The organism is Patescibacteria group bacterium (genome assembly GCA_041662665.1).
In the GTDB taxonomy this organism is placed as follows: domain Bacteria; phylum Patescibacteriota; class JABMPQ01; order JABMPQ01; family JAQVVF01; genus JAQVVF01.
The window spans coordinates 164,440-190,009 of the sequence record JBAZSC010000002.1 but is presented as its reverse complement, the minus strand read 5'-3'; the positions used below and the strand labels follow the sequence as shown (position 1 = coordinate 190,009).

Genomic DNA, 25,570 nt, shown 5'->3' with positions numbered 1-25,570 from the left:
AATATTATGGCAAATATTACAACTGATTTTAATGCGATAAGATTGAAACTGGCTTCTCCAGACGAAATTTTAGATTGGTCTTATGGAGAAGTAAAAAAACCAGAGACAATCAATTATCGTACCCAACGTCCGGAAAAAGATGGACTTTTTTCGGAAAGAATTTTTGGTCCAACAAAAGATTGGGAATGTTATTGCGGAAAATATAAAAGAATTAGATACAAAGGAATAATCTGCGACAAATGCGGTGTTGAAGTTACGAGATCAATTGTCAGACGTGAAAGAATGGGACATATTGAATTAGCAGCTCCTGTTTCTCATATCTGGTTTTTACGTGGTGTTCCATCAAAAGTTGGATTGATTTTAGATTTGTCAGCAAAAAGTTTGGAAAAAGTTGTATATTTTGCCAGCTATTTAATAACTTCAGTTGATGAAAAAGCAAAGACAGAAACTTTGAATGAATTAGAAGACGAATTTAAATCTAAGAAAAGAGGAATTGATGATAAGTACAAAAATTTAGCTTCCGAATTAAAACAACTAAGAGTTAAACAAAAAGCTGAAAAAGGAAATTCAGCAGATGCTGAAAAAAGATTAAAAGTTTTGTATTCCGATAAAGAAAAAGAACAACAAAAGTTGAATAAAGTTTTTAATTTTGAAAAAGAAGAAGTTAAAGACATTAAAAAATTAAGTGTTATTTCTGAATTAAAATACAGAAATTTGTCCATGAAATATGGACATGTTTTTAAAGCATCGATTGGCGCTGAAGCCGTTAGAAAAGTATTAGCAGAAATTAATTTGGAAAAAATGGCAGTTGATTTAGAAAAAGAAGTAATCAACGCACCAGCCCAAATTAAAAAGAAAATTAAAAGAAGATTAAAATTAGTTAAAAATTTAATTAAAGTTGGAATCAGACCAGAATATACAATTTTAACTGTTCTTCCTGTTATTCCTCCTGATCTACGTCCAATGGTTCAATTGGATGGTGGCAGATATGCAGCTTCTGATTTGAATGATTTGTATAGAAGAGTTATAAATCGCAATAATCGTTTAAAAAGATTGATTGAATTAAATGCGCCAGAAGTTATTTGTAGAAATGAAAAAAGAATGTTGCAAGAAGCTGTTGATGCATTATTGGATAATTCAGCAAGATCTGGAAAAGTAACTGCTGCTTCAACTGGACAGAAAAGATTATTAAAATCTTTGGCTGATATGTTGAAAGGCAAGCAAGGACGTTTCAGACAAAATTTGTTAGGTAAGCGCGTTGATTATTCTGGTCGTTCAGTAATTGTTATTGGACCTCACTTAAAATTAGGCGAGTGTGGTATTCCAAAAACAATGGCTTTGGAATTATTTAAACCATTTGTTATTAATAGTTTGATTAAGAATGAATATGCTCATAATGTTAGATCAGCAGGAAAATTAATTGAAGAAGGCAGATCAGAAGTTTGGGATGCATTGGAAGAAATTATTGCTGATAAATATGTGTTGTTAAATCGTGCTCCGACTTTGCATAGACTAGGTATTCAAGCTTTCAAGCCAATTTTGATTGAAGGCAAAGCATTGCAGATTCATCCAATGGTATGTTCTGCTTTTAATGCTGATTTTGATGGTGATCAGATGGCTGTCCATGTACCGTTAACAGTTTTAGCGCAAAAAGAAGCAAAAGAAATTATGGCTTCAACAAAAAATTTATTAAAGCCTGCGACTGGTGTTCCAATTACTACTCCTTCTCAAGATATTGTTTTGGGTTGTTATTATATTTCTAATATGCGAGTTGGAATGAAGGGAGAAGGTAAAATCTTTTCAGATGCTGAAGAAGCAATCTTAGCTTATGAAAATGATTTAGTTGATATTAGAGCAAAAATCAAAGTTAGAATAAATGAAGAAATAGTAGAAACTTGCGTTGGTAGAATTATCTTTAATCGAGTTTTGCCAGCAGATTTTGGTTTTAGAAATAATGTTTTTGATAAAAAAGTATTAAGAGAATTAATTGGCGAATGTTTGCATAAGCATGGCGGTGATGAAACTGTATTATTAGTTGATGCAATTAAAGAAATTGGTTTTGAATATTTGACTAAGGCTGGACTTTCTTGGGGTATGGATGATTTGAAATTGCCAAAAGAAAAAGCAGGAATGATGACCGATGCAACAAAGAAAATTGAAGAAATCAGACAACAATACAAAGCTGGTCTTCTAACTGATCATGAACGTTATGTCAAAGTTATTGAAACTTGGGCAAATGTAAAAGAGAAGATTACAGAAGTAACTAGAAATACAGTTGAAGAATTTGGTCCAGTTTATGCAATGGTTGAATCAGGTGCGAGAGGTTCATGGCCACAAATTGTTCAGATGATGGGTATGAGAGGCTTGATGGCTGCTCCATCTGGAAAGACTATTGAGTTGCCAGTTAAGAATAGTTTTAAAGAAGGCTTAGGCGTATTGGAATATTTCATTTCTACTCACGGTGCTCGTAAAGGTTTGACTGATACAGCTTTGAGAACTGCTAATGCTGGTTATTTAACAAGAAGATTGATTGATGTTTCTCAAGATATCATTGTCCAAGCTCCCGAATGCAGTGATACAAAAGGTCTTGAAATAACCAAAAAAGATAGTACAGAAATGAATACAACTATTGGTGATAGAATTTTAGGTAGAACTTTGGCTCAAGACATTAAAGATAAAACTGGTAAGGTTGTTATTAAAAAAGGAGAAATTGTTACAAAAATTTATGGAAAATTGATTGATAGTTTGGATTTGGATGGTGTTAGAATTTTCTCAGTAACAACTTGTAAAATGGAAAGAGGAATTTGTCAAAAATGTTATGGTTGGGATTTAGGTAGAAATGAAAAAGTAGCAATTGGACAAGCAGTTGGTATTATTGCTGCTCAATCAATTGGTGAGCCAGGAACACAGTTGACAATGAGAACTTTTCATACTGGTGGTGTAGCTTCCGAAGGCGATATTACTCAAGGTTTGCCTAGAGTTGAAGAATTATTTGAAGCTCGAGGAATTAAAAAACCAGCGATTTTTGCAGAATTAGATGGTATTGCTTCAATTGAAGAAGAAAAAGACAGAAAAATTTTGAGAATCGTTGCTTCAAATGTCAGCAAAGATTTATATCAATTTGGAACAAATGACAAACTTGTTGTTAAAGATGCAACAGATGTTAATAAAGGCGATGTTTTGATCAAAACAGAAAAAGGCAAAGAAATTAAAGCAAAAGCTTCTGGTTTTGTGAAAATTGATGGACAGAATTTAATTATTGTCAAAGAAGGCGATGTTGAAAAAGAATATATTTTGCCTAGCAATGCTGTCTTGTGGGTAAAGAATAAGGATTTGGTAAGCAAGGGCCAACAATTATCAGAAGGCGCATTAGATTTGCAAAATCTATTCAAGTCTTGTGGAAGAGAAGCAATTCAAAAATATATTTTGAAAGAAGTACAATATATTTATTCAAGCCAAGGTCAGGATGTAGATGATAAACATGTTGAATTGATTATCAGACAAATGTTGAATTGGGTAAGAGTTAGAAAAACTGGCAAGAGTGATTTGATTGCTGGCGATGTAATGAATAGAGTAAAATTCTTGGCTGTTCGCGATAAATTAAGAAAAGAAGGAAAAGAATTACCAGAGGCTGATGAATTATTATTAGGTATTACAAAATCTTCATTATCAACTGATAGTTTCCTATCTGCTGCTTCTTTCCAAGAAACTGCAAGAGTATTGATTGATGCTTCAATCACTGGCAAGGTTGATGAATTGAAAGGTTTGAAAGAAAATGTAATTCTTGGCAAGTTAATTCCAGCTGGTACTGGATACGTGAAGAAGGTCTAAATATTCGGATATCAAGAAATTAGGAAATTACGGATATTAGGGGCACAAGATTTTGTGCCTCTATTTTTTTGTGGATAACTTCTTCTTCTTCTTTGATTGTGGTATAATATTATTAACTAAATTTATTATATAAAAATAAAATCAAAAAATTATGAGAAAGTTTTTATTAACAAGTTTGTTTTGCGTGGGGTTATTGTTTGGATTAGGCGGAATTGCTAGTGCTGAATGGGGAGATATTACTGGGACATTGAGTATATCTACAGTTTATTCTTTGGTTTATGCTTCAGATGGTTCGATTTATGCCGGTGGGAATTATGATGATGGTAGCCATTTTTATGGTAGAGTTTCTAAATATTCAAATGGTTCTTGGTCAGATATTACTGGAACATTAAATATGTCTAATGTAGCTTCTCTACTTCAAGCCTCAGACGGTTCGATTTATGTTGGCGGATATGTTTTAGCTAGCGATTATCTTGCTAAAGTCTATAAATATTCGAATGGTTCTTGGACTGATGTTTCTGGATTATCGGATATGTCTTTTGTTACTACTTTACTTCAAGCCTCAGATGGTTCGATTTATGCTGGTGGATATGTCTATAATGGTTTTAATTATGATGATAGAATTTTTAAATATTCAAATGGTTCTTGGATCAGTATCTCTGAAATTTCAAATATGTCTGTTGTAACTTCTTTGATTCAAGCTTCAGATAGTTCAATTTATGCTGGAGGACATTATTATGATGGTAGTGATGATTATGGTAAAGTTTTTAAATATTCAAATGGTTCTTGGTCAGATGTTACTGGAACATTAAATATGTCTAACGTTCGATCTTTGTTTCAGGCGATAGATGGTTCAATTTATGCTGGTGGCTATTCAGGTGGTTTTTATTCTACTAATTATGCTAAAGTCTATAGATATTCAAATAATTCTTGGACAGATATCACTGGTACGCTGGATATGACCCATGTTTATTCTCTATCTCAGGCTTTAGATGGTTCGATTTATGCAGGTGGTAATGGTGTTTATGCTAAAGTTTCTAAATATTCGAATGGTTCTTGGTCAGATTTTACTGGAATAATGGCTGGGTCTGATGTTTATTCTTTGATTCAAGTCTCAGATGGTTCAATTTATGCTGGAGGTGATAGTAATTCTGATGAAAGTTATGTCGGAAAGGTCTGGAAATACACTTTAAGCGCTGAAGAGCAAAAAGAATACGATAGGCTTTTAGAGGAGAACAATTTGATTAATGGTGACAAAGTTACGTTGATGCCAGCTCTAAATCAACAAACAATTTCAGGCCAAAATCTAGTTATCAATTTCACCAAGCTTCCAACAAAATTAACAAAGAACAGCGCTTATTGGATGCAATGGAATAAATTAAGCAAATATCCAAATAAGACATTCTTAAGCAATTGGAAATTAAAGACTAATCTATATAAATACAAAGCAAAAAAGTTATCACAGAAATATAAAATTAAAGTAACATTCAAATATACTAAGAAAGCATTAAAGAAATTTTTAAAGAAAAATAAATCAGCAACAGCATCAAATCTTTATTTGAAATACAAGAAAAAAGGTGGTTCTTGGCAGAATATATCTACAGTATTTACTGATGCTAAAGTAATAAAGAAAAACAGAAAATTCATTGTAAAGTATTTCACTAAATATCCAACGAAGACGCAGTATTTTGCAATTGGGGTGAAATGATTTCTCTAATGCGAGCTCGAATACGATTCTCGAATGCTATCTCTAATCTAGGGGCACAAGATTTTGTGCCTCTATTTTTTATTGTAAGTATCAAATTAATATGATATTGTTGATTGAAAATGTTCTTTGAAAACAAGTCCATCTTCGTTTACGCTTCCACCTGCGCTAAAGCTTCGGTGGACAAAGTTGATGGGACAAAGGAGGGAGAAGAGAAATGCCAAGGCTATTGAAAGAAATTTCAATTGAGATCACAAATCAATGTGCTTTAAGTTGCCTTCATTGTTCTTCAAATGCTGGTTTGCCTTTTGAAAGAGAATTATCGCAGGCAGAAATAATGGATATTTTGAGACAAGCAAAATGGCTTGGGGCAAGTATTTTTACGATTAGCGGAGGCGAGCTTTTGATGCGAAAAGATTGTATTGATTTAATGCTTTATGCATGGCGATTTGGTTTTTCTGTAAGATTGCAGACGAGCGCTATTTATAAAAATGAAAAAGGAAAAATGTTTTCTTTGAAAGAAGCTTTCTTTGATTTTTGGAGACGTTATTCTCATAAAGATGACAGAATAGTTTTTAGTTTGCATGGGATGAAAGAAACGCATGAAAAAGTGACAGGACTAGAAGGATCATTTGATTTGTTGATGGCAAGTATTGCCTTAGCTGTTGCAAGAGGATTAAAAGTTGAAGTGCATACTACTGTAATGGCAGTGAATTATCTTGAATTGGGTTTGATGTATGATTTGTTGAGAGATCTGGGAGTAAAGAACTGGCACTTATTGAGATTGGTTGTTCAAGGCAGTTGCGCAAATCATCCAGAATTAGTTTTGAATCAAGAACAATTTAGAGTCGCGCAAAGATTTTTCTCTTATTTGATACCTCAACGTTTTGATTTGATATTAGGACATAACATTGATAGACGATATAGTTATGATGAAAGTTTTCCAATTAGAAGTTGTAATATTGGTCAAGAAAAGATTTTGATTAGAGCAAATGGCGATGTGACATATTGTTCGGCAATGAAATATCCGGCATTTGGTAATATTTTGGAAAATAATTTGGAATATTTTTGGCTAAAACATCCAATGGTTGATATATTTAGAAGATTCCAAAGTTATGGTTATAAAAGATTAAAAGGTAAATGTAGAAAATGCGTTTTGTTGGATTCATGTAAAGGAGGATGTTTAGCACAAAGATTTTCTGCTTATAATGGCAATATGTTGCAAGGTCCTGATCCTTTATGTTTTTATGGAGGTTAATCGTAGTTTATCTACGATTTTTTATTGTTGTAAATGTTTAATTATAGTATAATAATGGTAACCCTATTTTTTAGGATTTTTGAAATTAAATAAAAATAAACAAAATAAAATGGCACAAAGAGGACGTCCGCCAAAAGCGAAAAATATAATTCCAGCTTCAATTTTGAAGCAACAAAAAAGAAAACCAGGCAGACCGCCAAAAATACATGGGCGAAAAAGAAAAGGCTCAATGGGTTTTTTGTTTAATATTGGCATGCAGCCCGAAGTCGTTCGAGGCATTATGCTGGTTGTCTTTTTTATTGTTGGAATTTTAAGTTTATTGGCATTAGTTGGAATGGCTGGAAAAATGGGACATTTTTTAAGTATTGGCTTAAGGCAGGCAATGGGCAGGCCAGCATATATTTTTCCATTTTTATTAATTGGTTTAGCTATTGCAATTTTTAGATCAGAAAGGTTGGAAGAGCCGAATTTCAGCAAATATAATTTGATTGGATCAATAATGTTGTTAGTTGGTTTATGCGGAGTTTTTCATGTGAAATATAATGGAGAAGCAGCGTTAGGCGTAATAAAAGATGGAGTTGGCGGAGGATATTTGGGTTATGTTTTTTCTTATCCATTGCAGCTTTTTATGGGATTTTGGGCTTCAGGAGTGATTTTGCTGGCGATTTTTACAATTGGAACAATAATGACTTTTAATATTTCTTTGAAAGATGTTATCGAAAGTTTCAAGCAATTGAGATTATTTATTTTGAAATTATTACATAAGCAGCCAATAGAAGGAGAATTAACAATCAAAGGAATGAACGAAAGAGTTGTTGTACCTGTTGAAGGCGAAGGCAATTCAGAATTGCGAGTGAAAAATATGGAAGATGGAAAAGCAAAAAAGAGTATAATACGTTCAAAGAAATGGAGCGATTGGAAACCTTATCCTCTTGATCTATTGAATAATCAAAGCACTACGCCAATGGCTGGTGATGTCAAGAATAATGCGAGAGTAATTCAGCAGACTTTGAAAAGTTTCAATATTAATGTAAAAATGCATGAAGTTAATGTCGGTCCAACAGTTACACAATATACTTTTAAGCCTGACGAAGGAGTAAAATTAAGTCAAATTGTTACTTTGAATAATGATTTAGCATTGGCTCTTGCAGCACATCCAATAAGACTTGAAGCGCCAATTCCTGGTAAATCATTGGTTGGCGTAGAAGTGCCAAATCAGAAAGTAGCGATTGTTCGTTTGAGAGAAGTTTTAGAAAGCAAAGAATTTGTTGGTTCAAAATCTTCTTTAACAATGGTTTTGGGTAGGAATGTGGCAGGAAGTCCAACAGTTTGCGAGCTTGATAAAATGCCTCATCTTTTGATTTCTGGTGCAACTGGTTCTGGAAAGTCAATCTGTTTGAATACGATTATTATGAGTTTGTTATACCAAAATTCTCCTGATGATTTGAGATTGATTTTAGTTGATCCAAAAAAAGTAGAAATGACGAGTTATGCAGATATTCCGCATTTATTAACTCCAGTAATTACTGAAGTTGATAAAACTGTTAATGCATTGCGTTGGACAGTATCGGAAATGGAGAAACGTTTTACTTTGTTTGCAGAATGCAAAAAAAGAGATATTCATTCATATAATGCTTCGGCTGGAAAAGATCGATTGCCATTTATCGTAGTTGTAATTGATGAGTTGGCTGATTTGATGGCTGTTGCATCTAAAGAGGTTGAAGCAGCAATTGTCAGATTATCGCAAATGGCTCGTGCAACTGGCATCCATTTGATTTTGGCAACACAAAGACCGTCAGTTAATGTTATTACTGGTTTAATTAAAGCTAATATTACAGCGAGAATTGCTTTTGCAGTAGCATCACAAATTGATTCAAGGACGATTATTGATGTTGGTGGAGCGGAAAGATTATTAGGCAATGGTGATATGCTTTTTATCTCTCCAGATCTTGGTAAGCCAAGAAGAGTTCAAGGGTCATTTGTAACTGAAAAAGATATCCATTCTGTAACTAAATATTTGAAAGATAAAGGACAGCCAGAATATGATGAATCAATAGTTCAAAAGCAACAAAAAATGATGGCTAATGGAGGAATATCAGTTGAGGGTGAAGTTGATGACGAATTATATGAAGAAGCAAAAGAAACTGTTATAATGTCAGGAAAGGCTTCAGCGTCATTATTGCAAAGAAGATTGAGAGTTGGTTATGCGAGAGCTGCTCGACTTTTAGATATTTTGGAAGAAAGAGGAATTGTTGGACAAGCTGATGGTGCAAAGCCAAGAGAAATTTTAGTTGCGCCAGGTGATACGATGGGACTTCCAAGCAAAGAAGAATTAGCAAATAAACAGTTTAATAACAATCAGTTATGAAATTAATGAAAAAATTATTTTTTTACTCACTGCAGTATTTCGCCCGCACCTTTTGAGGTTTTGATATGATGAGTGTGACTATTTATTAATTTATTAGCTTAATTTTTAAATTTTGTTGGGTCATATTTCCAAAAGGTGCTGATTAACTTTTTTAATCAAAAAAGTTAATAGCTTTGTTCGTAAAAAAATATTTTTTTCATTTTTATTTTTTTGGTTTAGGAAAGTAATAATAATCTGTTATGAAATTAGGTGAAGGTTTTACTACTCATCGTCTGAAAAGTGCCGAAACTTTGGGCGAGAGATTGCAGAATGCAAGAGAAGAGGCTAATTTGACGTTAAAAGAAATTTCACAAAGTATTAGAGTTCGAGAAACATATATTAGATATTTGGAAGAAGGAAGATACAGTGAATTGCCGGCTGATGTTTATGTCAGAGGTTTTTTGAGAAGCTACTGTAATTATGTTGGAATTGATTTTCAAGCGGCATTAAATATTTATAAAAATGAGCGAGGAATACAGGAAAATATTAAGAAATCAAAAGAGCCCGCTCCATTGTCATCATATAAGTCTAATTCATTTGTAATTACGCCAAGATTGATAAAGATTTGTTTAGTCTGTTTGGCTGTTTTTGTAATGTTTTTGTATATATGGTTTCAATTAAGCGGATTGTCAAAACCGCCAGTATTAACAATTTTGGATCCATCTGAAGATAAAACAGTAAATGATGATGTGATTGTTTTGGTTGGCGAAACAGATTTGGAAGCAGAAGTAAAAATAAATGATCAGCCGATTCAAGTTGATGGAAGCGGAAAATTTAAAGAGACTGTTGCTTTGCAAGATGGATTGAATATTCTAAAAATCGTTGCTAATAATAAATTCGGTAAGAGTACGGAAGTAAAGAGAAATATTATGGTTGAATTGACTGGTGATTTGGAGAGACAAAAAGAAAATGAAAAATTAGCTTTGAGAGGAGAATATAAAAAAGAAGAACCTGTAAAAGATCCTAATTCAAAAGATAAAAATAAAACACCGACAACTCCTGTAAAACAAGAATCAGAATTAGTAATTACAGTTGTAGACAAGGCAGCTTGGATACAAATAAAGGCTGATGATAGATTAATTTATTCTGGAATGATGTTGCCTGATGCTTCGCAAACTTTTAAAGCAAAAGAAAAGTTTTTTGTGTCATCAGGAAAAGCAGATAAAACAAAAGCTGTTTTGAATGGAAAAGATTTGGGATTTTTGGGAAAAGAAGGTGAAGTTGTACGTGATAAAGAAATCAAATAGTTATAAAGTTCTTAAAGTTTTTAAAGTTCGTAAAGTAAAAAACGAGTTAGATAAGTTAGACTAGTTAAAAAATGTTAAATTGTTGAATTGTTAAATTGTTGGCGATGTTCGTTTGTTTTAACAATTTAGCGATTTAACAATTGAGCAATTTAGTAATTAAACAATTTAATTTTATGGCGAAAGATGCAAAAAAAAGTAGTGCGATGGAGGGAAAGGCAAAGGCTGTGGAATCAGCGATTGATCAGATTAAGGATCGTTTTGGTGAAGGAGCGATAATGAAGTTAGGAGAAGTAAAGACAATGCAAATTGATGCAATTACTACTGGATCAATTTCTTTGGATATTGCTTTGGGAATTGGCGGAGTGCCAAGAGGAAGAATTATTGAGATCTTTGGTATGGAAAGTTCTGGCAAGACGACTTTGGCACAACATATCATTGCTAATATTCAGAAAAAAGGCGGATTAGCGGCATTTGTTGACGCTGAACATGCTTTGGATCCTGATTATGCAAAAAAAATTGGCATTAATATTAATGATATGCTAATTTCTCAGCCAGAAACAGGCGAGCAAGCTTTGGAAATTGTTGAAACTCTTGTTCGATCAAACGCAGTTGATGTAATTGTAATCGATTCTGTAGCAGCTTTGACTCCGCGCGCAGAAATTGAAGGCGATATGGGTGATTCTCATATGGGTTTGCATGCAAGATTAATGTCGCAAGCTCTTCGAAAATTAACAGCTGCAATTTCTAGTTCAAAAACAACAGTAATATTTTTGAATCAAATAAGAATGAAGATTGGTGTGATGTTTGGCAATCCAGAAGAAACAACTGGTGGAAAAGCATTGAAATTTTATTCTTCAGTGAGAATTGAATTAAGAAGAGCAGCTCAAATTAAAATGAATGATAAAATTATTGGAAATAGAGTGAAAGTAAAAATTGTTAAAAATAAAGTTGCTCCGCCATTTCAGACGACAGAATTTGATATTATGTATAATGAAGGAATCTCAAGAGTTGGTGATTTATTGGATACTGGAGTTGTTTACAAAGTTTTGGGCAAGTCTGGATCTTGGTATACTTTTGATAAAGCGCAATTGGGTCAAGGTAGAGAAGCTTCAAAACAATTTTTGCGAGATAATCCAAAAGTTGCAAATATGATTGAAAAGAAAATTTGGGACTTGATTAAAGCAGCGAAAGTTGACTAAGTTTCTAAAGTTCATAAAGTTTTTAAAGTCCATAAAGTACTGACGGAAATTAAGATATTCGGATATTCGGAAATTACGGATATTAAAAAACCGAGTGTTGAGGCTCGGTTTTGTTTTGATTATTTTATAATATTAAACTCTTTCCAAATATTCACCAGTTCTAGAATCAATTCTGATCAAATCTCCTTCTTTGACGAATAATGGAACTTGAATTTTTTTGCCAGTCTCTATTGTTGCTTCTTTCATGGCGTTTGTTGCAGAATTTCCTTTTACGCCTGGAGCAGTTTCAATAATTTTGAATTCCATTTTAATAGGTAATTCAATGTTAATTGGATCATTGTTATAATAAACAATTTTTACTGTGCCATTTTCTAATAAAAAATCAGTTTTGTTGCCTAGAATATTTTTGGCTAAAGAGAATTGTTCATAAGTCTCGCTGTCCATGAAATTATAATTGCCATTGTCTTCATACATATATTGAGCGTCTTTTTTGGTAACGTCAGATTCATTCAAGCGATCGCTTTGTTGGAAAGAATGTTCAATGATTTTTCCAGAAATTAAGTTTTTTAATTTGGTAAACATTACTGGACGTCTTTGAGCATTTTTAACAAAGTCTTTGGATAAAACTTCGTAAGGTTGATCTTCGTAATCAATAATTGTTCCTGATTTTAGATCGTTCATGCTTAACATAAATTTTGAATTAAATATTTATAAGAATTTAGAATCTGGAATCTTGAATTTAGAATGAATTTAGAATAGAGAATAGAGAATTCTAAATTCTTTATTCCATATTCTATTTAAGATTCTAGATTCTAAATTCAAGATTCTTCTGTTTTACTGACCAATTCTGAAATAGGCGACATCGCCATCCTTGATAATATAGTCTTTGCCTTCAACTCTCATTTTGCCTTTTTCTTTGGCTTTTGATTCTCCGCCTGAAGATACATAATCGTCAAACGAAATAATTTCAGCTCGAATAAATTTATTATAAAAATCAGTATGGATTCTGCCAGCAGCTTGTTGTGCATTGCTACCATTTTTGATTGTCCAGGCATGAGTTTCGGTAATGCCAGAAGTGAAAAAAGTGATTAAACCTAAAAGATCATATGATGCTTTGATAAATTTATTCAAGCTTGTTTCTTTTAGATTATATTCTTGTAAATATTCTTTAACTTCTTCGGCTGATAACTGAACTAATTCTGATTCAATTTTAGCGGCAATTGGAATACAAGGTTGTTTTGGACAATTAATTTCTTTGCCAATTTCATTTTCATCAATATTTAAAACATACAGAATTGGTTTGGTTGTTAAAAGTTGAACATCTCTGATTGAATCTTTTTCATCTTTTTCTAAAGTGACTTTTCTTGCAAGCTCATTTTTTTCTAATGCTAATTTAATTTTTTCTAATGCTGATGCTCTGGCAATCATTTCTTTATCGCCTGATTTGGAATTTCTATTTGCTTGTTCAAATAATTTTGAAACAAGATCAAGATCAGCTAAAATCAATTCTAATTCAACTGTATCGGCATCTTCTTTGGGGTCGATTTTTCCATGAACATGAGTAACATTTTTGTCAGAAAAATTTCTTAGAACATGGACAATAGCGTCAACTTCTTTAATGTGAGTTAAAAATTTGTTGCCAAGACCTTCACCTTTATGAGCACCTCGAACAAGACCAGCAATATCAACAAATTCTACAACTGCAGGTACGATTTTTGCAGGATGATCAATTTTTACTAGTTGATCTATTCTTTCATCAGGTACGCTAACAATACCGACATTTGGGTCGATTGTACAAAAAGGATAATTTGAAGCGTCAACTTGTTTTTTGGTCAGAGCGTTGAAAAGTGTTGACTTGCCAACGTTTGGAAGACCAACGATACCGATTTTCATAAGCTACAAATTTAACACAGATTAATTACAGATTATGACAGATAACACAGATATTTAGATTCAAACTGAATTTTAGCTTATTTCCTTGTTTTTTGCAAGAGAAGAACTAATTTTAAAGATTATATTTTTGTTAATTAAAAACAATTTGATATAATAATATTGTCTAAATTTTTTTAAAGATTTTTTAGAGGTTCTGGCAAACTTTTTGTAAAAACAGGATGGAATGGTATGAGTAAAATAAGTAAAATTGATAAAATTAATAAAACTAGTGATGGATGTAAAATAAAAAAGTATGACAAAAAAATATTGGTCCGGCAAAGTAACAAAAGAAAGTAATGCTTTGGATTTAGAAGATGGTGTTTTTACATTTAATGATCCTAAAAAAATTGCTGAATCTTTAAAAAAATCGGCGGAAAAAAGCAATCGTAGAAAAGGAACTGAATTTCAGTCAGCGATGTCGATGTTGAATTTTTATATTAATCGAGCAGGAAGGAACTTATCTGGACAGCAGAAAAATGTTTTAAATAAGGCAAAAGATGAACTACGAAAAATTTTTAAGGAATAAAATTATCGCTAAAATAAAAAATACCGAATTTCCTTGCATTATTCAGATTTTTGTGATAAGATAAGAAATACAAATTTTAGCATCCGCCGTAGTCCAGCAGGACGAAGGAGGATTTAATTTACTACATTATGAAGTACGAATTATCAATGTTCTTGTCTCCTAAAATGACTGATGAACAAGCAGAAAAAAAGGCTCAAGAATTAGAAAAGATTTTAGCAAAGTTTGATGCAAAAATTTTGGAATCAAATTTTTTGGGAATGAAAGATTTGGCTTATGAAATTAAACATTTTAGCCAAGGATATTATTTTATTGCAAAGATTGAAGCTGATCCATCTAAAATTAAAAAGATTAGATATCAAGTTGCTGATGAAATGGATGTCGTCAGAATATTAGTAACAAAGCAAGAAAAAGACGTTAAATTAGAAGCTACTGCCTCCGCTGAAGCTTCGGCAGTCAAGGAACATAAGGAAAAAGTTGAAGGTGAAGGTGAAACAAAAGAAGAAGTGAAAGAAGAAAAAACTGAAAAAGTTGAAAAGAAATCCGCCTTCGCTAAAGCTTCCACCTCCACTAAAGTTTCAGTGGACAAACCGGCGGACAAGGAAGAAAAGATTGAAGGTGAAGAAAAAGAAAAGGAAGAAAAACCTGTTGACGTTAAAGAGGAAGAATCCGCCTTCGCTAAAGCTTCGGCGGACAAGGAAGAAAAACCAGCTTTGAAAAAGAAAGAATCAAAAGAAATTGATTTGGATAAAAAATTAGATAAAATTTTAGAAGAAGACATAATTGACTAATAACCGCAGACCTACGCAGAAGCTGACGCGGAATATGCGGAAGCTGACGCGAAAAACGCAGAAGTCAATAAAAATTTTTGATGAAATTAAAAATAGGTAAAAAAAATTTTTTAAACAAAAATTTTATATAAATAAATACGAGTTCGCCCTTGCCCATAGCTTACAAATAGCTTAAGCATTTGGGAAACTCCGTTTGATTCCCGAAATTTTCGGGATTTTGGCGGATAAGGGGTAGAGCTCTAGAAAACTATGGATTTGAACAAAGCAATGATTATCGGAAGATTGACTCGTGATCCAGAAACAAGAACTATTCCTTCGGGATCTAATGTTTGCAGTTTCAGTGTAGCAACTAATTTGATGTGGAAAGATGCATCAGGTCAAAGACAAGAAAAAGTTGAATATCACAATATTGTTACTTGGAGAAAATTAGCTGATATTTGTAGCCAATATTTATCAAAAGGCAAAAAGGTTTATCTTGAAGGCAGAATTCAAACTCGCGATTGGGTAGGACAAGATGGTGTTAAAAGATATAGAACAGAAATAGTTGCAGAAAATATGATTATGCTAGATTCAAGAGGTGCAAGTCAGCCAGTTAATTCAGGAAATTTTGCAAATCAAAATCCTGTTCAAACTCAAGCACAAACTCAGTCTTTTGCAAGACCAGTTAATCAATCAGAAAGCTTTGGAGCAGTTTCAAAACCTGTATCTGAAAATCTACCATCAATATCATTAGAAGAGCCAGCTAATTCTGTTGCGCAAGCACAGCCTTCTGAAAATGTAATGCCACAAGCAATGCCAAGTCCAGTTGCAACAGAAGTTAATAAAGATGAAGAAATTAAAGTTGAAGATATTCCATTTTAAATTATTTAATTCATAATATTTTATGGCGGAGACTATTTTTAGAAAACCGTGTATGCTATGCGCGGAAAAAATTGAAACAATCAATTATCGAGACATTAATTTTTTAAAAAGATTTTTGACTCCTTATTCTAAGATTGCTTCAACAAGAAGAACTGGAAATTGCGCAAGACACCAAAGAATGGTTGCTAAGGCAATTAAAAGAGCAAGGGTATTGGGATTGCTTACTTTTGTAAGATAACAATATAATGTCGAAGGAAACTTCGGCATTTTTTATTATAAAAAGTAATAAAAATAAATATGAAAATAAATGAAATAAATGCTAAACTCCTTAGTTTAAAGAAAAAAGGTTTGGTGGATTCGGCTGTTAAAAATATAAAAATTTGGTTGAATAGTGATGAATGTGAAAAATTTTGGGATGAAATTATTGAGATGATTAATAATGAAAAAGTTGATGATTTGAATAACGCTTTTTTTCAGGTTATTCCTTTTGGAACTGGAGGAAGAAGGGGAATGATGGGAGTTGGATCAAATAGAATTAATGTTCGAACAATTTCTGAATCTGCACAAGGTTTTGCTGATTATCTAATTAAATTTTTTGGGAATAAAGCGTTAAAAAAAGGAATTGTAGTGACTTATGATGTTCGTCATAATTCTGAATTGTTTGCAAAGACAGCAGCTTCAGTTTTTGCTGGAAATAATTTTAAAGTATATTTTTATGAGGGTGTTAGATCAACTCCGCAGATATCTTTTACAATTAGGAAAATGAAAGCAGTCGGTGGAGCAATGATTAGTGCAAGCCATAATCCTCCTTCTGATAATGGAATTAAAGTATATTTTGATAATGGCGGTCAAATTGTTCCTCCTCATGACAAAAATATTATTAATAAAGTCATGGCTGTTAAAAAAATAAAAACAATTGATTTTAATAAAGCAAAAGAATCTGGAAAGATTAAAATTTTAGGTAAAGATATTGATCAAGCTTTTGTTGATACTGTAAGTAAATTGTCATTAGGTAATTATCGAGACGTTCATATTTTATTTACGCCTTTGAATGGTTGTGCGAGTACTTCTTTTTTGCCAGTTTTGAAAAATGTTGGTTTCAAAAAAGTTGAAACTGTAAAAAGCCAAATGCCTTTTGATCCAGATTTTAAAAGTGTTGCAAAACAAATTCCAAATCCTGAAGTTCCAATTTCTTTAGATCTTGGGACAAAACAGGCTAAAAAAAATAAGGTTGATGTGTTGGTTGCTGCTGATCCTGATGCTGATAGAATTGGCGTTGTTAGTCCAGAAACAATAAAAAAAGAAAAATATATATTTTTGAATGGCAATCAAATTGGAGTTTTGCTTTTGGATTATATAACAAGAATGTTGAGTAAAAAAACAGATTTGAAAAAAACAATGATGATTAAAACTGTTGTAACTACTGACTTGCTGACAAAAATTGCCGAAGATAATGGTTGTAAAGTTATAACAGATTTGCCAGTTGGTTTTAAATATATTGGCAATGCAATTGATACAAGATTAAAAGGCAATAAATTTTTATTTGGGGCTGAAGAAAGCCATGGATATTTGTATGGAGATTATGCGAGAGATAAAGATGGTGCAATTGCAGCATTATTAATTTGTGAATATGCTGGTTTGTTAAAAAAAGAAGGGAAGACTTTGTATCAACAATTAGAAATTATAAAGAAAAAATATGGTTATTATCGCGAATTGTTGCAAGCTGTTTTTTACAAGGGTATGGATGGAATGGATAAAATGAAAAAAATAATGGATAAATTTAGAGCGAAATTGCCAACTAAAGTTTCTGGATTAGAAGTGTTTACTGTTTTAGATCAATTAGAAAAAAAATTTATTGATCCAAAAACTAATAAAGTTGTTGGAAAATATATTGGTTTTCCAGATAATGCATTAATATTTTATTTAAATAAAGAAAAGACAATCAGAGTAGTTGTTAGACCATCTGGAACTGAACCCAAAATAAAATTTTATGCAGCTTGTGGAATGGAAGTTGGCATTAATAAATCTGATGAAGAATATCAAGAGATAAAAGAGAAATGTGATAAGTTAGTGCATGAAATTTTGGAAGATTTTGTTTTGAGAGCAGAAAAAATTTCTATTGGTGGAGAGAGATTTGAAATATTAGGCTAGGCCACAGATTTTATACAGATACTTTACAGATAAAGCACAGAGACACAGATAAATAAAAAAACGAGGCTGAAATGGTCTCGTTTTTGTTTCTTTAAAATCAATTATTCTTTTGCTTGAAAGCTTTTTGCTGGGCATTTTTCTGAGTCCATGTTTGCATCAACTTCGTGTCCATAGCATTCACCTTTGTTTGGATCAGTTGGATTTGGAGCGAAATTTTTGCAATCTTTGCATGTTGGCATATTTTTTTATTTTAATTATTAAACTTTAAAATAGTTTAAATTAAACCCATTTTTTTCTTAACAATAAGCATTGTTTTTGTAGCTTCGGTTTGAGCTTTTTTGGTGCTATTATCTAAGATTTCTAAAAGCTTAGTTTCGTCTTTTAATAATTCTTGTTTTTTATCTTGAATCGGTTGCAATAATTTTATTATATTTTCTGCCAAATCTTTTTTAAATTGGGCATAGCTAGTTGAATCTTTATATTTATCTTGAATTTGTTGCAAAGTCCAGCCAGTTGCTAAATGATAGATTGATAATAGATTTGAAATAGCTGGCTTTTTTTCTGGATCAAAAAATATTTTATTATCAGAATCAGTAACTGCTGACATTATTTTTTTCTCAATATGTTCTTTGGAATCAGATAAAGAAATATATGATTTTGGATTATGGGATTTGGACATTTTTTTGGTTGGCTCAAGAAGCGACATAATTTTAGCGCCAACTTCTGGAATGAAATGTTCTGGAATTGTAAGAGTCTTTCCAAATTTAGTATTGAATTTATTGGCAATAGTTCTTGCTAATTCAATATGCTGTTTTTGATCCTGGCCCACTGGAACGATGTTTGTATTATAAAGCAATATATCGGCGGCTTGTAAAACTGGATAATCTAGAAGGCCAATATTAACGTTTTTGATATGTTGGGCGCGCTTATCTTTGTATTGAGTCATTCTTTCAAGCTCGGAAATAGGAGTAATAGTGTTTAAAAGCCAGGCTAATTCAGCATGTTCTTTGACTTTTGATTGAACAAAAATAATTGATTTTTCTGGATCAATTCCGCACGCAAGATAAGTTGCTATAGTGTCTAGAATTTTGTCTTGAAATTGTTTTGGATCATAATCGATAGTAATGGCATGTAAATCAACAACGCAGAAATAGCAAAGACTTTCTTGTTTTTGTAATTCTAACCAGTTTTTAATTGCACCGAAATAATTGCCAATGTGTAATTCTCCACTTGGTTGAATACCTGAGAAAATAACTTTAGACATATTTTTATTGTTAGATATTAGTTTACCACAGATCTTACACAGATACGAGACAGATGTTCACAGAGACACAGATACTTTACTACTGATTTATTGAGACGCATATAATTTTTTAGGAAGGCTTAGGAAATTTTTGAGATTATTGGTACAGATAATTCTTTTGAAATATAATTTATTTTGAAAACCAAAATTTACTAAATAACCAATTTCATAAGGCGTTGTATTCAGATATTCTTGTAATTGAGTTTCATCTTTTTTAAAATTAAAAGGTTTGGCTTTGATTTCTAAGATTATTAATTTTTCGATGAGAAAATCAGGTTCATATAGGCCAATTTTTTTGCCTGTTTGTTTAGATAAAACTGGAATTTTGGGTTTGGATAAAAAATTGATTTTTTGAAGAGTAAATTGCTCTATTAGTAATGAATGATAAATTCTTTCATTATGATTTGAACCATATTCATTTTGAATTTTCATACAAATACCAATAATTTTCCAACTTAACTCTTTGTGTAAAAACATAATTTTATTTTTGTTTAATTTGTTTTAGTATCTGTGTTAAATCTGTTCAGTATCTGTGCAAATCTGTGGTTTAAACTTCGATGATGACTGGAAGAATCATTGGTCTTCTTTGAGTTCTGGTAAATAAGAATTGACCAATTTGATCGCGGACTTTATTTCTGATATAAGTATCATTTGATGAAGTCTTTGGATCATGATCAATTAAGATTTTTTTGATTCTTTCTTTGGTCTGGCCAATTAATCTTTTTGATTCTTTCATAAAGACAAAGCCACGAGAGATGATATCTGGATCGCTGACTAATTTTCCAGTATTTCCATCCATAGTTAAGATTATCACGAACATGCCATCTTCTGCCATAGCTTGACGATCTCTTAAAACAACATTTGAAACATCGCCGACGCCAAGTCCATCAACCATAACATGTCCTGCTGGAACTTTTCGTTTTGTTAATTCGCCGACAACTGTTTCGCCTTGTTTTTGATATTCCATGATTTGGCCATTGTCGCAAACAAAGATATTTGGATCTTTGACGATATTTGTGTTTCTTGCAATATCGCCATGTAATTTTAATAAGAAATGATTTCCATGAACTGGAATAAAATATTTTGGTTTGGTTAAGGTAATCATTTCTGTTAGATCATCAATAAAACCATGACCGCTGGAATGGACATCCATCATTTTGTAATGAAAAATATCAGCACCTAATCTAGTCAAATTATCTTTTAATCTTTGAACACTTCTTTCATTTCCTGGAATTACTGATGATGAAAAAATAACAGAATCTCCTTTTTCGATTTCTATTTCTTTGTGATCTTGATTGGCAATACGCATTAGAACAGCTGCTTCTTCACCTTGAGCACCAGTGCATAAAATAATTATTTTATCTTTTGGTAATTTCAAAGCTTGTTTTGTACTGACGAGAATTTTCTTGCCAGTTTTTAAATAGCCTAGCTTTTTGCAGATTTCAACATTTGTTTTCATAGAAAAACCTTCGATTGCAACTTTTTTGCCTAATTTTTCAGCAATGAAAATAACTTGTTGAATACGAGTAATAAGTGATGAAAAAGTAGCTAAAATGATTCTGCCTTTTGCTTCAGAAATAATTTTGTTTAATGTTTCCATAATCGTTTTTTCAGAAATGGAATGACCTGAATTTTCAGCACCAGTGCTATCTGACATTAATGCGAGAACTCCTTGTTTTCCAATTTTGGCTAATTTTTCTTTATTTGCTGGCATGTCTCCAACTGGTGTTGGATCAAATTTAAAATCGCCAGTATGAATGATCGTACCGACAGGCGAGTGGACGATTACTCCATAGCCATCTGGAATGTTGTGATTGACTTTAAAAAATTCAACTTTAAATTGGCCAAGCTGAATTTGGTCTTGTTCTGAAATTGTATAAATTGATAATTTTTCTTTTTTATCAAATTCTTCCTGGCGTTTCTCAATCATTGCCCTTGTTAATTTGGCAGTAAAAATAGTTGGGTTGCCAATGCGATCCATGATGTGAGGGATAGCGCCGATATGGTCAAAATGACCATGAGTAATAATAACGCCTCTAATATAATTTTCTTTGCCTTTCAAATAGGCGATGTTTGGAATGATATAATCAATTCCAGGCATGTTTTCTTCTGGGAATTGCAAGCCCATATCAATGATGATGATGTCTCTTGCATATTCAATTAAGGTCATATTTCGACCTATTTCTTCTAATCCGCCTAGCGGAATAATTTTTAATTTTGGAATAAATTTATTGTTCATAATATTTAGTTTAATTAGTTTATTAGTTTTATTTGTTAATTAGTAAATAAAAATTTACTTTTAAAATGTTTTTGTTTTTTGTTGTTAAATGTTAATTAATAATTTTATTTTGTTTTCGTAATCTGAAAAGTTAGTATAGACTTTAGCGTTGAAGCCAAAATCTTGTGCTGACTTTACGTTTTTTGGATCATCGTCCCAAAATAGGATTTCTGATTTGTTAGGTTGCTTAAGACTTTTGTAGACTTGTGACCAAAATTCTTGTTGTGATTTTTGGTAACCAATTTTGGATGAAGCAAAAATTCCATCAAAATATTTTGCTAATTTCAGATTGTTAAGTAGATAGTTGACACGATATTTTTCGTTGTCAGTACCAATATAACAATTGATCTTTTTCTTTCTCAATTTTTTTATGCTTTCCAAAACTTTATTATCTAGATTGCTTTCGTATTTGAACCAAAGTAAGAGAAAATCATCGACTGATTTTTTCCATTTCCATTGATTTAGATATTTGGCAATTTCTTTTTTTAGATCTGCTTTTCCAATTAAACAAAGTTGAAATTTATTATTATAAAATGGAAGCATTTTTTCTATAGGAACTTTGAATTTTTGTGAGTAATATTGGCTAAAATACATTTCTCTCTTAATAATCATTCCATCAATATCAAAGATAATAGTTTTTATCATAGAAGTTGTAAGTTACTGCCGAAGGTGGGAGTCGAACCCACATGTCCAAAAGAACATAGCGTCCTGAACGCTACGCGTCTGCCATTTCGCCACTCCGGCATTAAACTAATCAATCAGTTAATTAGGGATTTTTTATCTTTAATTTTGTTTTGACGTACCAATTTTCCACATCTGAAAATCGGTCTGATGGAACAAAAGTAAATTTTTGGTTGAAGCCTTTAACTTTTTTATTCTGTCCATACAAATAAGTTGGACTGTATAAAAATATTGCAGGAGCTTCATTGATTAAAAGTTCTTGAAATTTTTGATAAGTTTTTTTGCGTTCTTCAGGATTGATTTGTTGGCGGGCAGTTTCTAATAACTTATCAATTTTATCTCTTTGTAAAGATGTTAAATTCAAACCTGGATCTTTAGCTTGTGAAGAATGCCAGAATGGATATGGATCTGGATCATGGCCTAGTAATTGTCCATAAAGCAAAGCTTGATATTGTCTTGGTCGAATATAATTTGATTGAAGATCAGTTGCCTCTAGGGCTTCAATATTGACTTTGACTCCTAAACTTTCCCAATTTGATTTGATAATTTCAGCTATTTTTTGAAATTCTGGTTGGTTGATGATAGTTAAAGTTATTTCAAGCGTCGTGTCTTCAAAAGCTAAATAATCTCCTTGTTTTGTCCAACCGCCTTTTTTTAAAGTTTTTTTTGCTTTTTCCAAATCAAAATTATATTTTTTGGCATCTGGATTATATTCTTGATAATTTGGCAGAATTGGAGAATCAATTAAAATTGCTTGTTTGTTTAAAGCTTCGCTAACTATTTTATCGCGATCAATTGCAAAATTTAAAGCTTGACGGACTGGTTTATATTTCAATGCATCATTTTGATCAGTGTTAAAAAAGATAGCGTAATATTGAGGTAAATTAAGATTGAAAGAATTTATTTCTTTTTTGATATTTTGTTGTTCTTCAATTGGAATATAGCTAATGGCGTCAATTTGTTTTTTGTTGTAAGCTTTTGCTAAATCAGGATAATCATTATAAAATTTGAAAATTATTTCTGAAAGATATGGTTTTTTGCCATAATAATCAGGAAATTTTTCAAGAGTATAAGAAACAATTTGGCCAGAAGTTTTATCTTTTTTATATTCTTTGAATTTGAAAGGTCCTGATCCTACAGGAACTAAATTTTGTTCTGAAAAAGGCGCATTTTTTGGTGGAATGCTTTCCCAAACTTTTTTGGGAATGATGCCAAAAAGTGTATTTTCGGTAAGAAATGGAGAATATTTTTCTTTCTGCAAAGTGAATTGGACAGTAAAATCGTCAATCTTGCTGACTTCGACGCCTTCAAAATTGATTTGTAAAGGACTTTGATACTCTGGGTTTTTGATTGCTTGAACTGTAAAAATGACATCATCAGCATTAAACGATTCATTGTTATGCCATTTGACGTTATTTTTTAGTTTGAAAGTATAGATTTTTTTATCTTTGGAAATTTCATAAGATTCAGCCAGATCAGGGACTAATTCTTGATTGGCATTATATTTCATTAAGCCTCTGTAAATCAGTTTTGTAAGATCTGAATCTACGTCACTAGTTTGAGAATATAATGGATTAACAAATTTTGGCGTGCCAACAACGCCTTCAGTATATCTTCCGCCATCTTTGGCAATTACTTCAATTCTTTTTGTATATTCTTGATAGCCTAAAAATCCTAAACTAAAAATCAAAATTATAATTAGGACTAAGCTTTGAATTTTTTCTTTTTTGTTTAGAGTCTTTGGAAGAAATTTAAGCTGAGAAAAATGAGGAAATTTTTGTTTTTTGTCCTCCGTTTTAAATTTGTTCATTTAAGCTAGTTTGGTTTTAGAAAAACAGATTTAGCATAGCCGTAACTAAGAATAGTACAGCCAAAACTATTGTAGTTATAAAAATGGCTCTTTCTGCACCTCTTTTGGTACGGTAAACATTGCCTTCACCGCCAAAGGTGGCAGATAATCCGACGCCTTTATTTTGAACTAAAATTGTGATCATTAAAAAGACAGAAATAACAATTTGGATAATACTTAAGATATTAGACATACGTATTGATTAATGAGTTAAACTGGTTAGACTAGTTAGATTGGTTAAATATGTTGAATTGCTTAAAAATTTTGTATTCCAAAATTTTTAATTGTTCAATTGCTAAATTGTTGAACACTGTTTGTTTTATTTAAAATTATTCTAGTTCTTTGATTTTAGCATAGGATTAGCAATTTGGCAATAGATTTAGGCATTCTAAAGGATTTCTTCTATTGTAACATTAATAATGCCGGCATTTGTTGTACCGCCGATTTTTTCAAAATAATCTTGGCGAAGATCAATTACTGTCGGCCAGCCAAAACCGCCGGTATCGTCAACAATAACTTCAATACTCTGGCCATTATCTACATTAGTAACGCGAAGTTTGGTTCCTTTGGGAAAAAGATTGCATGCTGCGATAGTTGGACCGTAATAGTAAGTTGCTCGACCGCCAGTAATTACCTTGCCTTGTGGATGTTTTTTTGTACCATAAACTATAATTTTGTTTTGAGGCTCTAGAGTTTTTTCTTCAGAGACTAATTTTTTATCAACTTCTTTGTCGTTTTCTAATCTAATTTCATAAGTTTTTTCTAAAATTCCATTTTTTCCTACTTGAGAGACATTTTGTTCGTCTTCGTACATCTGATCTGAATATTGTTCTTCTGTTTCGAAAGGTATTTCTTCTTTGGTTATTTCTTCTTTTTTAGTAACTCTGATAATTTCTATTTTAGCGTTATTTTCGATTTTAGAGTTGCTTTCTGGAATTGTGTAATCATCTCCATTTAATTTTATGCCTGCTTCAGCAATTATTTTGTCAACTTGTTTAAAGTGAGTTTTTGCGATATTTTCTTGTCCGTCAACAAAAATGTTGATTAAATTAGCACGAGAAATTATAATTTTGCTGTTGTTTTCAATTTGTTCATCTATATTAGGATTGATATTATCTTCTTTTATTAATTTGATATTTTGTTCTTTTAGAATATCTTTGACCACATTTTTATCAGAAACAATTTCTTTTTTATCTTTTTTGTCAATAATTGTGACAGCATATTTTCTTTGAATATCAACGATTAATAAAGTATATTTTTTAATTTTGGTGTCTAAATTTGGAGTGATAATATCATGATCAAAAATTTTGATATTATTATCCTGTAAAGCTTCTTGCAAAGTTTCTTTTTCTGAAGTAAATTCTTTTTTGTCATTTTTATCTTTGACGATGATTTTTGTAATATTTGGTTGCTGTTTCGTGCCACTTATTTTTGCGAGAAGAACGTGATTTTTGTCGGTGATTATTAAAGTACCAAAAACAACTGTAATAATTAAGATTACAATTAAGATAATTAAACGAATTTTGTTTGGTTTTTTAGGAATTTTTTCCATGT

General features: G+C 31.7%; 21 protein-coding genes and 1 tRNA gene. 11 read left to right on the top strand and 11 right to left on the bottom strand.

Going from position 1 to position 25,570, the window contains the following annotated elements:
- The first annotated feature begins 6 nt into the window (after nt 1–6).
- From rpoC to recA, 6 genes are all read left to right on the top strand, one after another.
- Nucleotides 7–3,831, top strand: coding sequence for a DNA-directed RNA polymerase subunit beta' (rpoC, locus tag WC663_04205; GenBank protein ID MFA6296532.1), 3,825 nt, complete (start codon nt 7–9; stop codon nt 3,829–3,831).
- Between the two features lie 151 nt (nt 3,832–3,982).
- Nucleotides 3,983–5,539 carry a hypothetical protein gene (locus tag WC663_04200; GenBank protein ID MFA6296531.1) on the top strand — a complete coding sequence of 519 codons (1,557 nt, stop codon included), beginning with the start codon at nt 3,983–3,985 and terminating at the stop codon, nt 5,537–5,539.
- A 214-nt stretch (nt 5,540–5,753) separates the two neighbouring features.
- On the top strand, nt 5,754–6,794 hold the full coding sequence (locus WC663_04195; protein ID MFA6296530.1) for a radical SAM protein: 1,041 nt from the start codon (nt 5,754–5,756) through the stop codon (nt 6,792–6,794).
- 109 nt (nt 6,795–6,903) lie between these two features.
- Nucleotides 6,904–9,162 carry a DNA translocase FtsK 4TM domain-containing protein gene (locus tag WC663_04190; GenBank protein ID MFA6296529.1) on the top strand — a complete coding sequence of 753 codons (2,259 nt, stop codon included), beginning with the start codon at nt 6,904–6,906 and terminating at the stop codon, nt 9,160–9,162.
- Between the two features lie 239 nt (nt 9,163–9,401).
- On the top strand, nt 9,402–10,448 hold the full coding sequence (locus tag WC663_04185) for a RodZ domain-containing protein (GenBank protein MFA6296528.1): 1,047 nt from the start codon (nt 9,402–9,404) through the stop codon (nt 10,446–10,448).
- 173 nt (nt 10,449–10,621) lie between these two features.
- A complete protein-coding gene (gene recA / locus WC663_04180) occupies nt 10,622–11,647 on the top strand; it encodes a recombinase RecA (protein ID MFA6296527.1) in 1,026 nt (341 codons plus the stop codon).
- 132 nt (nt 11,648–11,779) lie between these two features.
- Here recA and efp read toward each other — a convergent pair whose 3' ends face one another.
- Entirely contained in the window at nt 11,780–12,337 is a 558-nt protein-coding gene (gene efp / locus WC663_04175) for an elongation factor P (protein MFA6296526.1), read from the bottom strand.
- Between the two features lie 144 nt (nt 12,338–12,481).
- Complete coding sequence (gene ychF / locus WC663_04170; protein ID MFA6296525.1) at nt 12,482–13,540, bottom strand: redox-regulated ATPase YchF; 1,059 nt, start codon at nt 13,538–13,540, stop codon at nt 12,482–12,484.
- A gap of 292 nt (nt 13,541–13,832) precedes the next feature.
- Between ychF and WC663_04165 the strand changes: the two genes are divergently transcribed.
- From WC663_04165 to WC663_04145, 5 genes are all read left to right on the top strand, one after another.
- Nucleotides 13,833–14,105 carry a DUF3175 domain-containing protein gene (locus tag WC663_04165; GenBank protein ID MFA6296524.1) on the top strand — a complete coding sequence of 91 codons (273 nt, stop codon included), beginning with the start codon at nt 13,833–13,835 and terminating at the stop codon, nt 14,103–14,105.
- Between the two features lie 128 nt (nt 14,106–14,233).
- Nucleotides 14,234–14,893, top strand: coding sequence for a 30S ribosomal protein S6 (gene rpsF, locus WC663_04160; GenBank protein ID MFA6296523.1), 660 nt, complete (start codon nt 14,234–14,236; stop codon nt 14,891–14,893).
- 249 nt (nt 14,894–15,142) lie between these two features.
- Complete coding sequence (locus tag WC663_04155) at nt 15,143–15,754, top strand: single-stranded DNA-binding protein (GenBank protein MFA6296522.1); 612 nt, start codon at nt 15,143–15,145, stop codon at nt 15,752–15,754.
- Between the two features lie 22 nt (nt 15,755–15,776).
- Nucleotides 15,777–15,992, top strand: coding sequence for a 30S ribosomal protein S18 (gene rpsR / locus WC663_04150; GenBank protein ID MFA6296521.1), 216 nt, complete (start codon nt 15,777–15,779; stop codon nt 15,990–15,992).
- Nucleotides 15,993–16,051: 59 nt separating this feature from the next.
- Nucleotides 16,052–17,905 (top strand): phospho-sugar mutase, encoded by a 1,854-nt coding sequence (locus tag WC663_04145; protein ID MFA6296520.1) that lies wholly within the window; start codon nt 16,052–16,054, stop codon nt 17,903–17,905.
- Between the two features lie 101 nt (nt 17,906–18,006).
- On the opposite strand, the gene WC663_04140 is transcribed toward WC663_04145, so the two are convergent.
- The 9 genes from WC663_04140 to WC663_04100 form a co-directional block, all read right to left on the bottom strand.
- Nucleotides 18,007–18,144, bottom strand: coding sequence for a hypothetical protein (locus tag WC663_04140; GenBank protein ID MFA6296519.1), 138 nt, complete (start codon nt 18,142–18,144; stop codon nt 18,007–18,009).
- A gap of 35 nt (nt 18,145–18,179) precedes the next feature.
- A complete protein-coding gene (trpS, locus tag WC663_04135; protein ID MFA6296518.1) occupies nt 18,180–19,169 on the bottom strand; it encodes a tryptophan--tRNA ligase in 990 nt (329 codons plus the stop codon).
- A gap of 87 nt (nt 19,170–19,256) precedes the next feature.
- Nucleotides 19,257–19,685, bottom strand: coding sequence for a GxxExxY protein (locus tag WC663_04130; GenBank protein MFA6296517.1), 429 nt, complete (start codon nt 19,683–19,685; stop codon nt 19,257–19,259).
- A gap of 70 nt (nt 19,686–19,755) precedes the next feature.
- On the bottom strand, nt 19,756–21,447 hold the full coding sequence (locus tag WC663_04125) for a ribonuclease J (GenBank protein MFA6296516.1): 1,692 nt from the start codon (nt 21,445–21,447) through the stop codon (nt 19,756–19,758).
- Nucleotides 21,448–21,531: 84 nt separating this feature from the next.
- Nucleotides 21,532–22,131, bottom strand: a complete 600-nt coding sequence (locus WC663_04120; GenBank protein ID MFA6296515.1) for an HAD hydrolase-like protein — start codon at nt 22,129–22,131, stop codon at nt 21,532–21,534.
- Between the two features lie 16 nt (nt 22,132–22,147).
- Nucleotides 22,148–22,230, bottom strand: a tRNA-Leu gene (locus WC663_04115).
- A gap of 22 nt (nt 22,231–22,252) precedes the next feature.
- Nucleotides 22,253–23,977, bottom strand: coding sequence for an ABC transporter substrate-binding protein (locus tag WC663_04110; GenBank protein ID MFA6296514.1), 1,725 nt, complete (start codon nt 23,975–23,977; stop codon nt 22,253–22,255).
- A gap of 16 nt (nt 23,978–23,993) precedes the next feature.
- Nucleotides 23,994–24,209, bottom strand: coding sequence for a preprotein translocase subunit SecG (secG, locus tag WC663_04105; protein ID MFA6296513.1), 216 nt, complete (start codon nt 24,207–24,209; stop codon nt 23,994–23,996).
- Between the two features lie 195 nt (nt 24,210–24,404).
- Nucleotides 24,405–25,568 carry a G5 domain-containing protein gene (locus WC663_04100; GenBank protein ID MFA6296512.1) on the bottom strand — a complete coding sequence of 388 codons (1,164 nt, stop codon included), beginning with the start codon at nt 25,566–25,568 and terminating at the stop codon, nt 24,405–24,407.
- Nucleotides 25,569–25,570 lie beyond the last annotated feature (2 nt).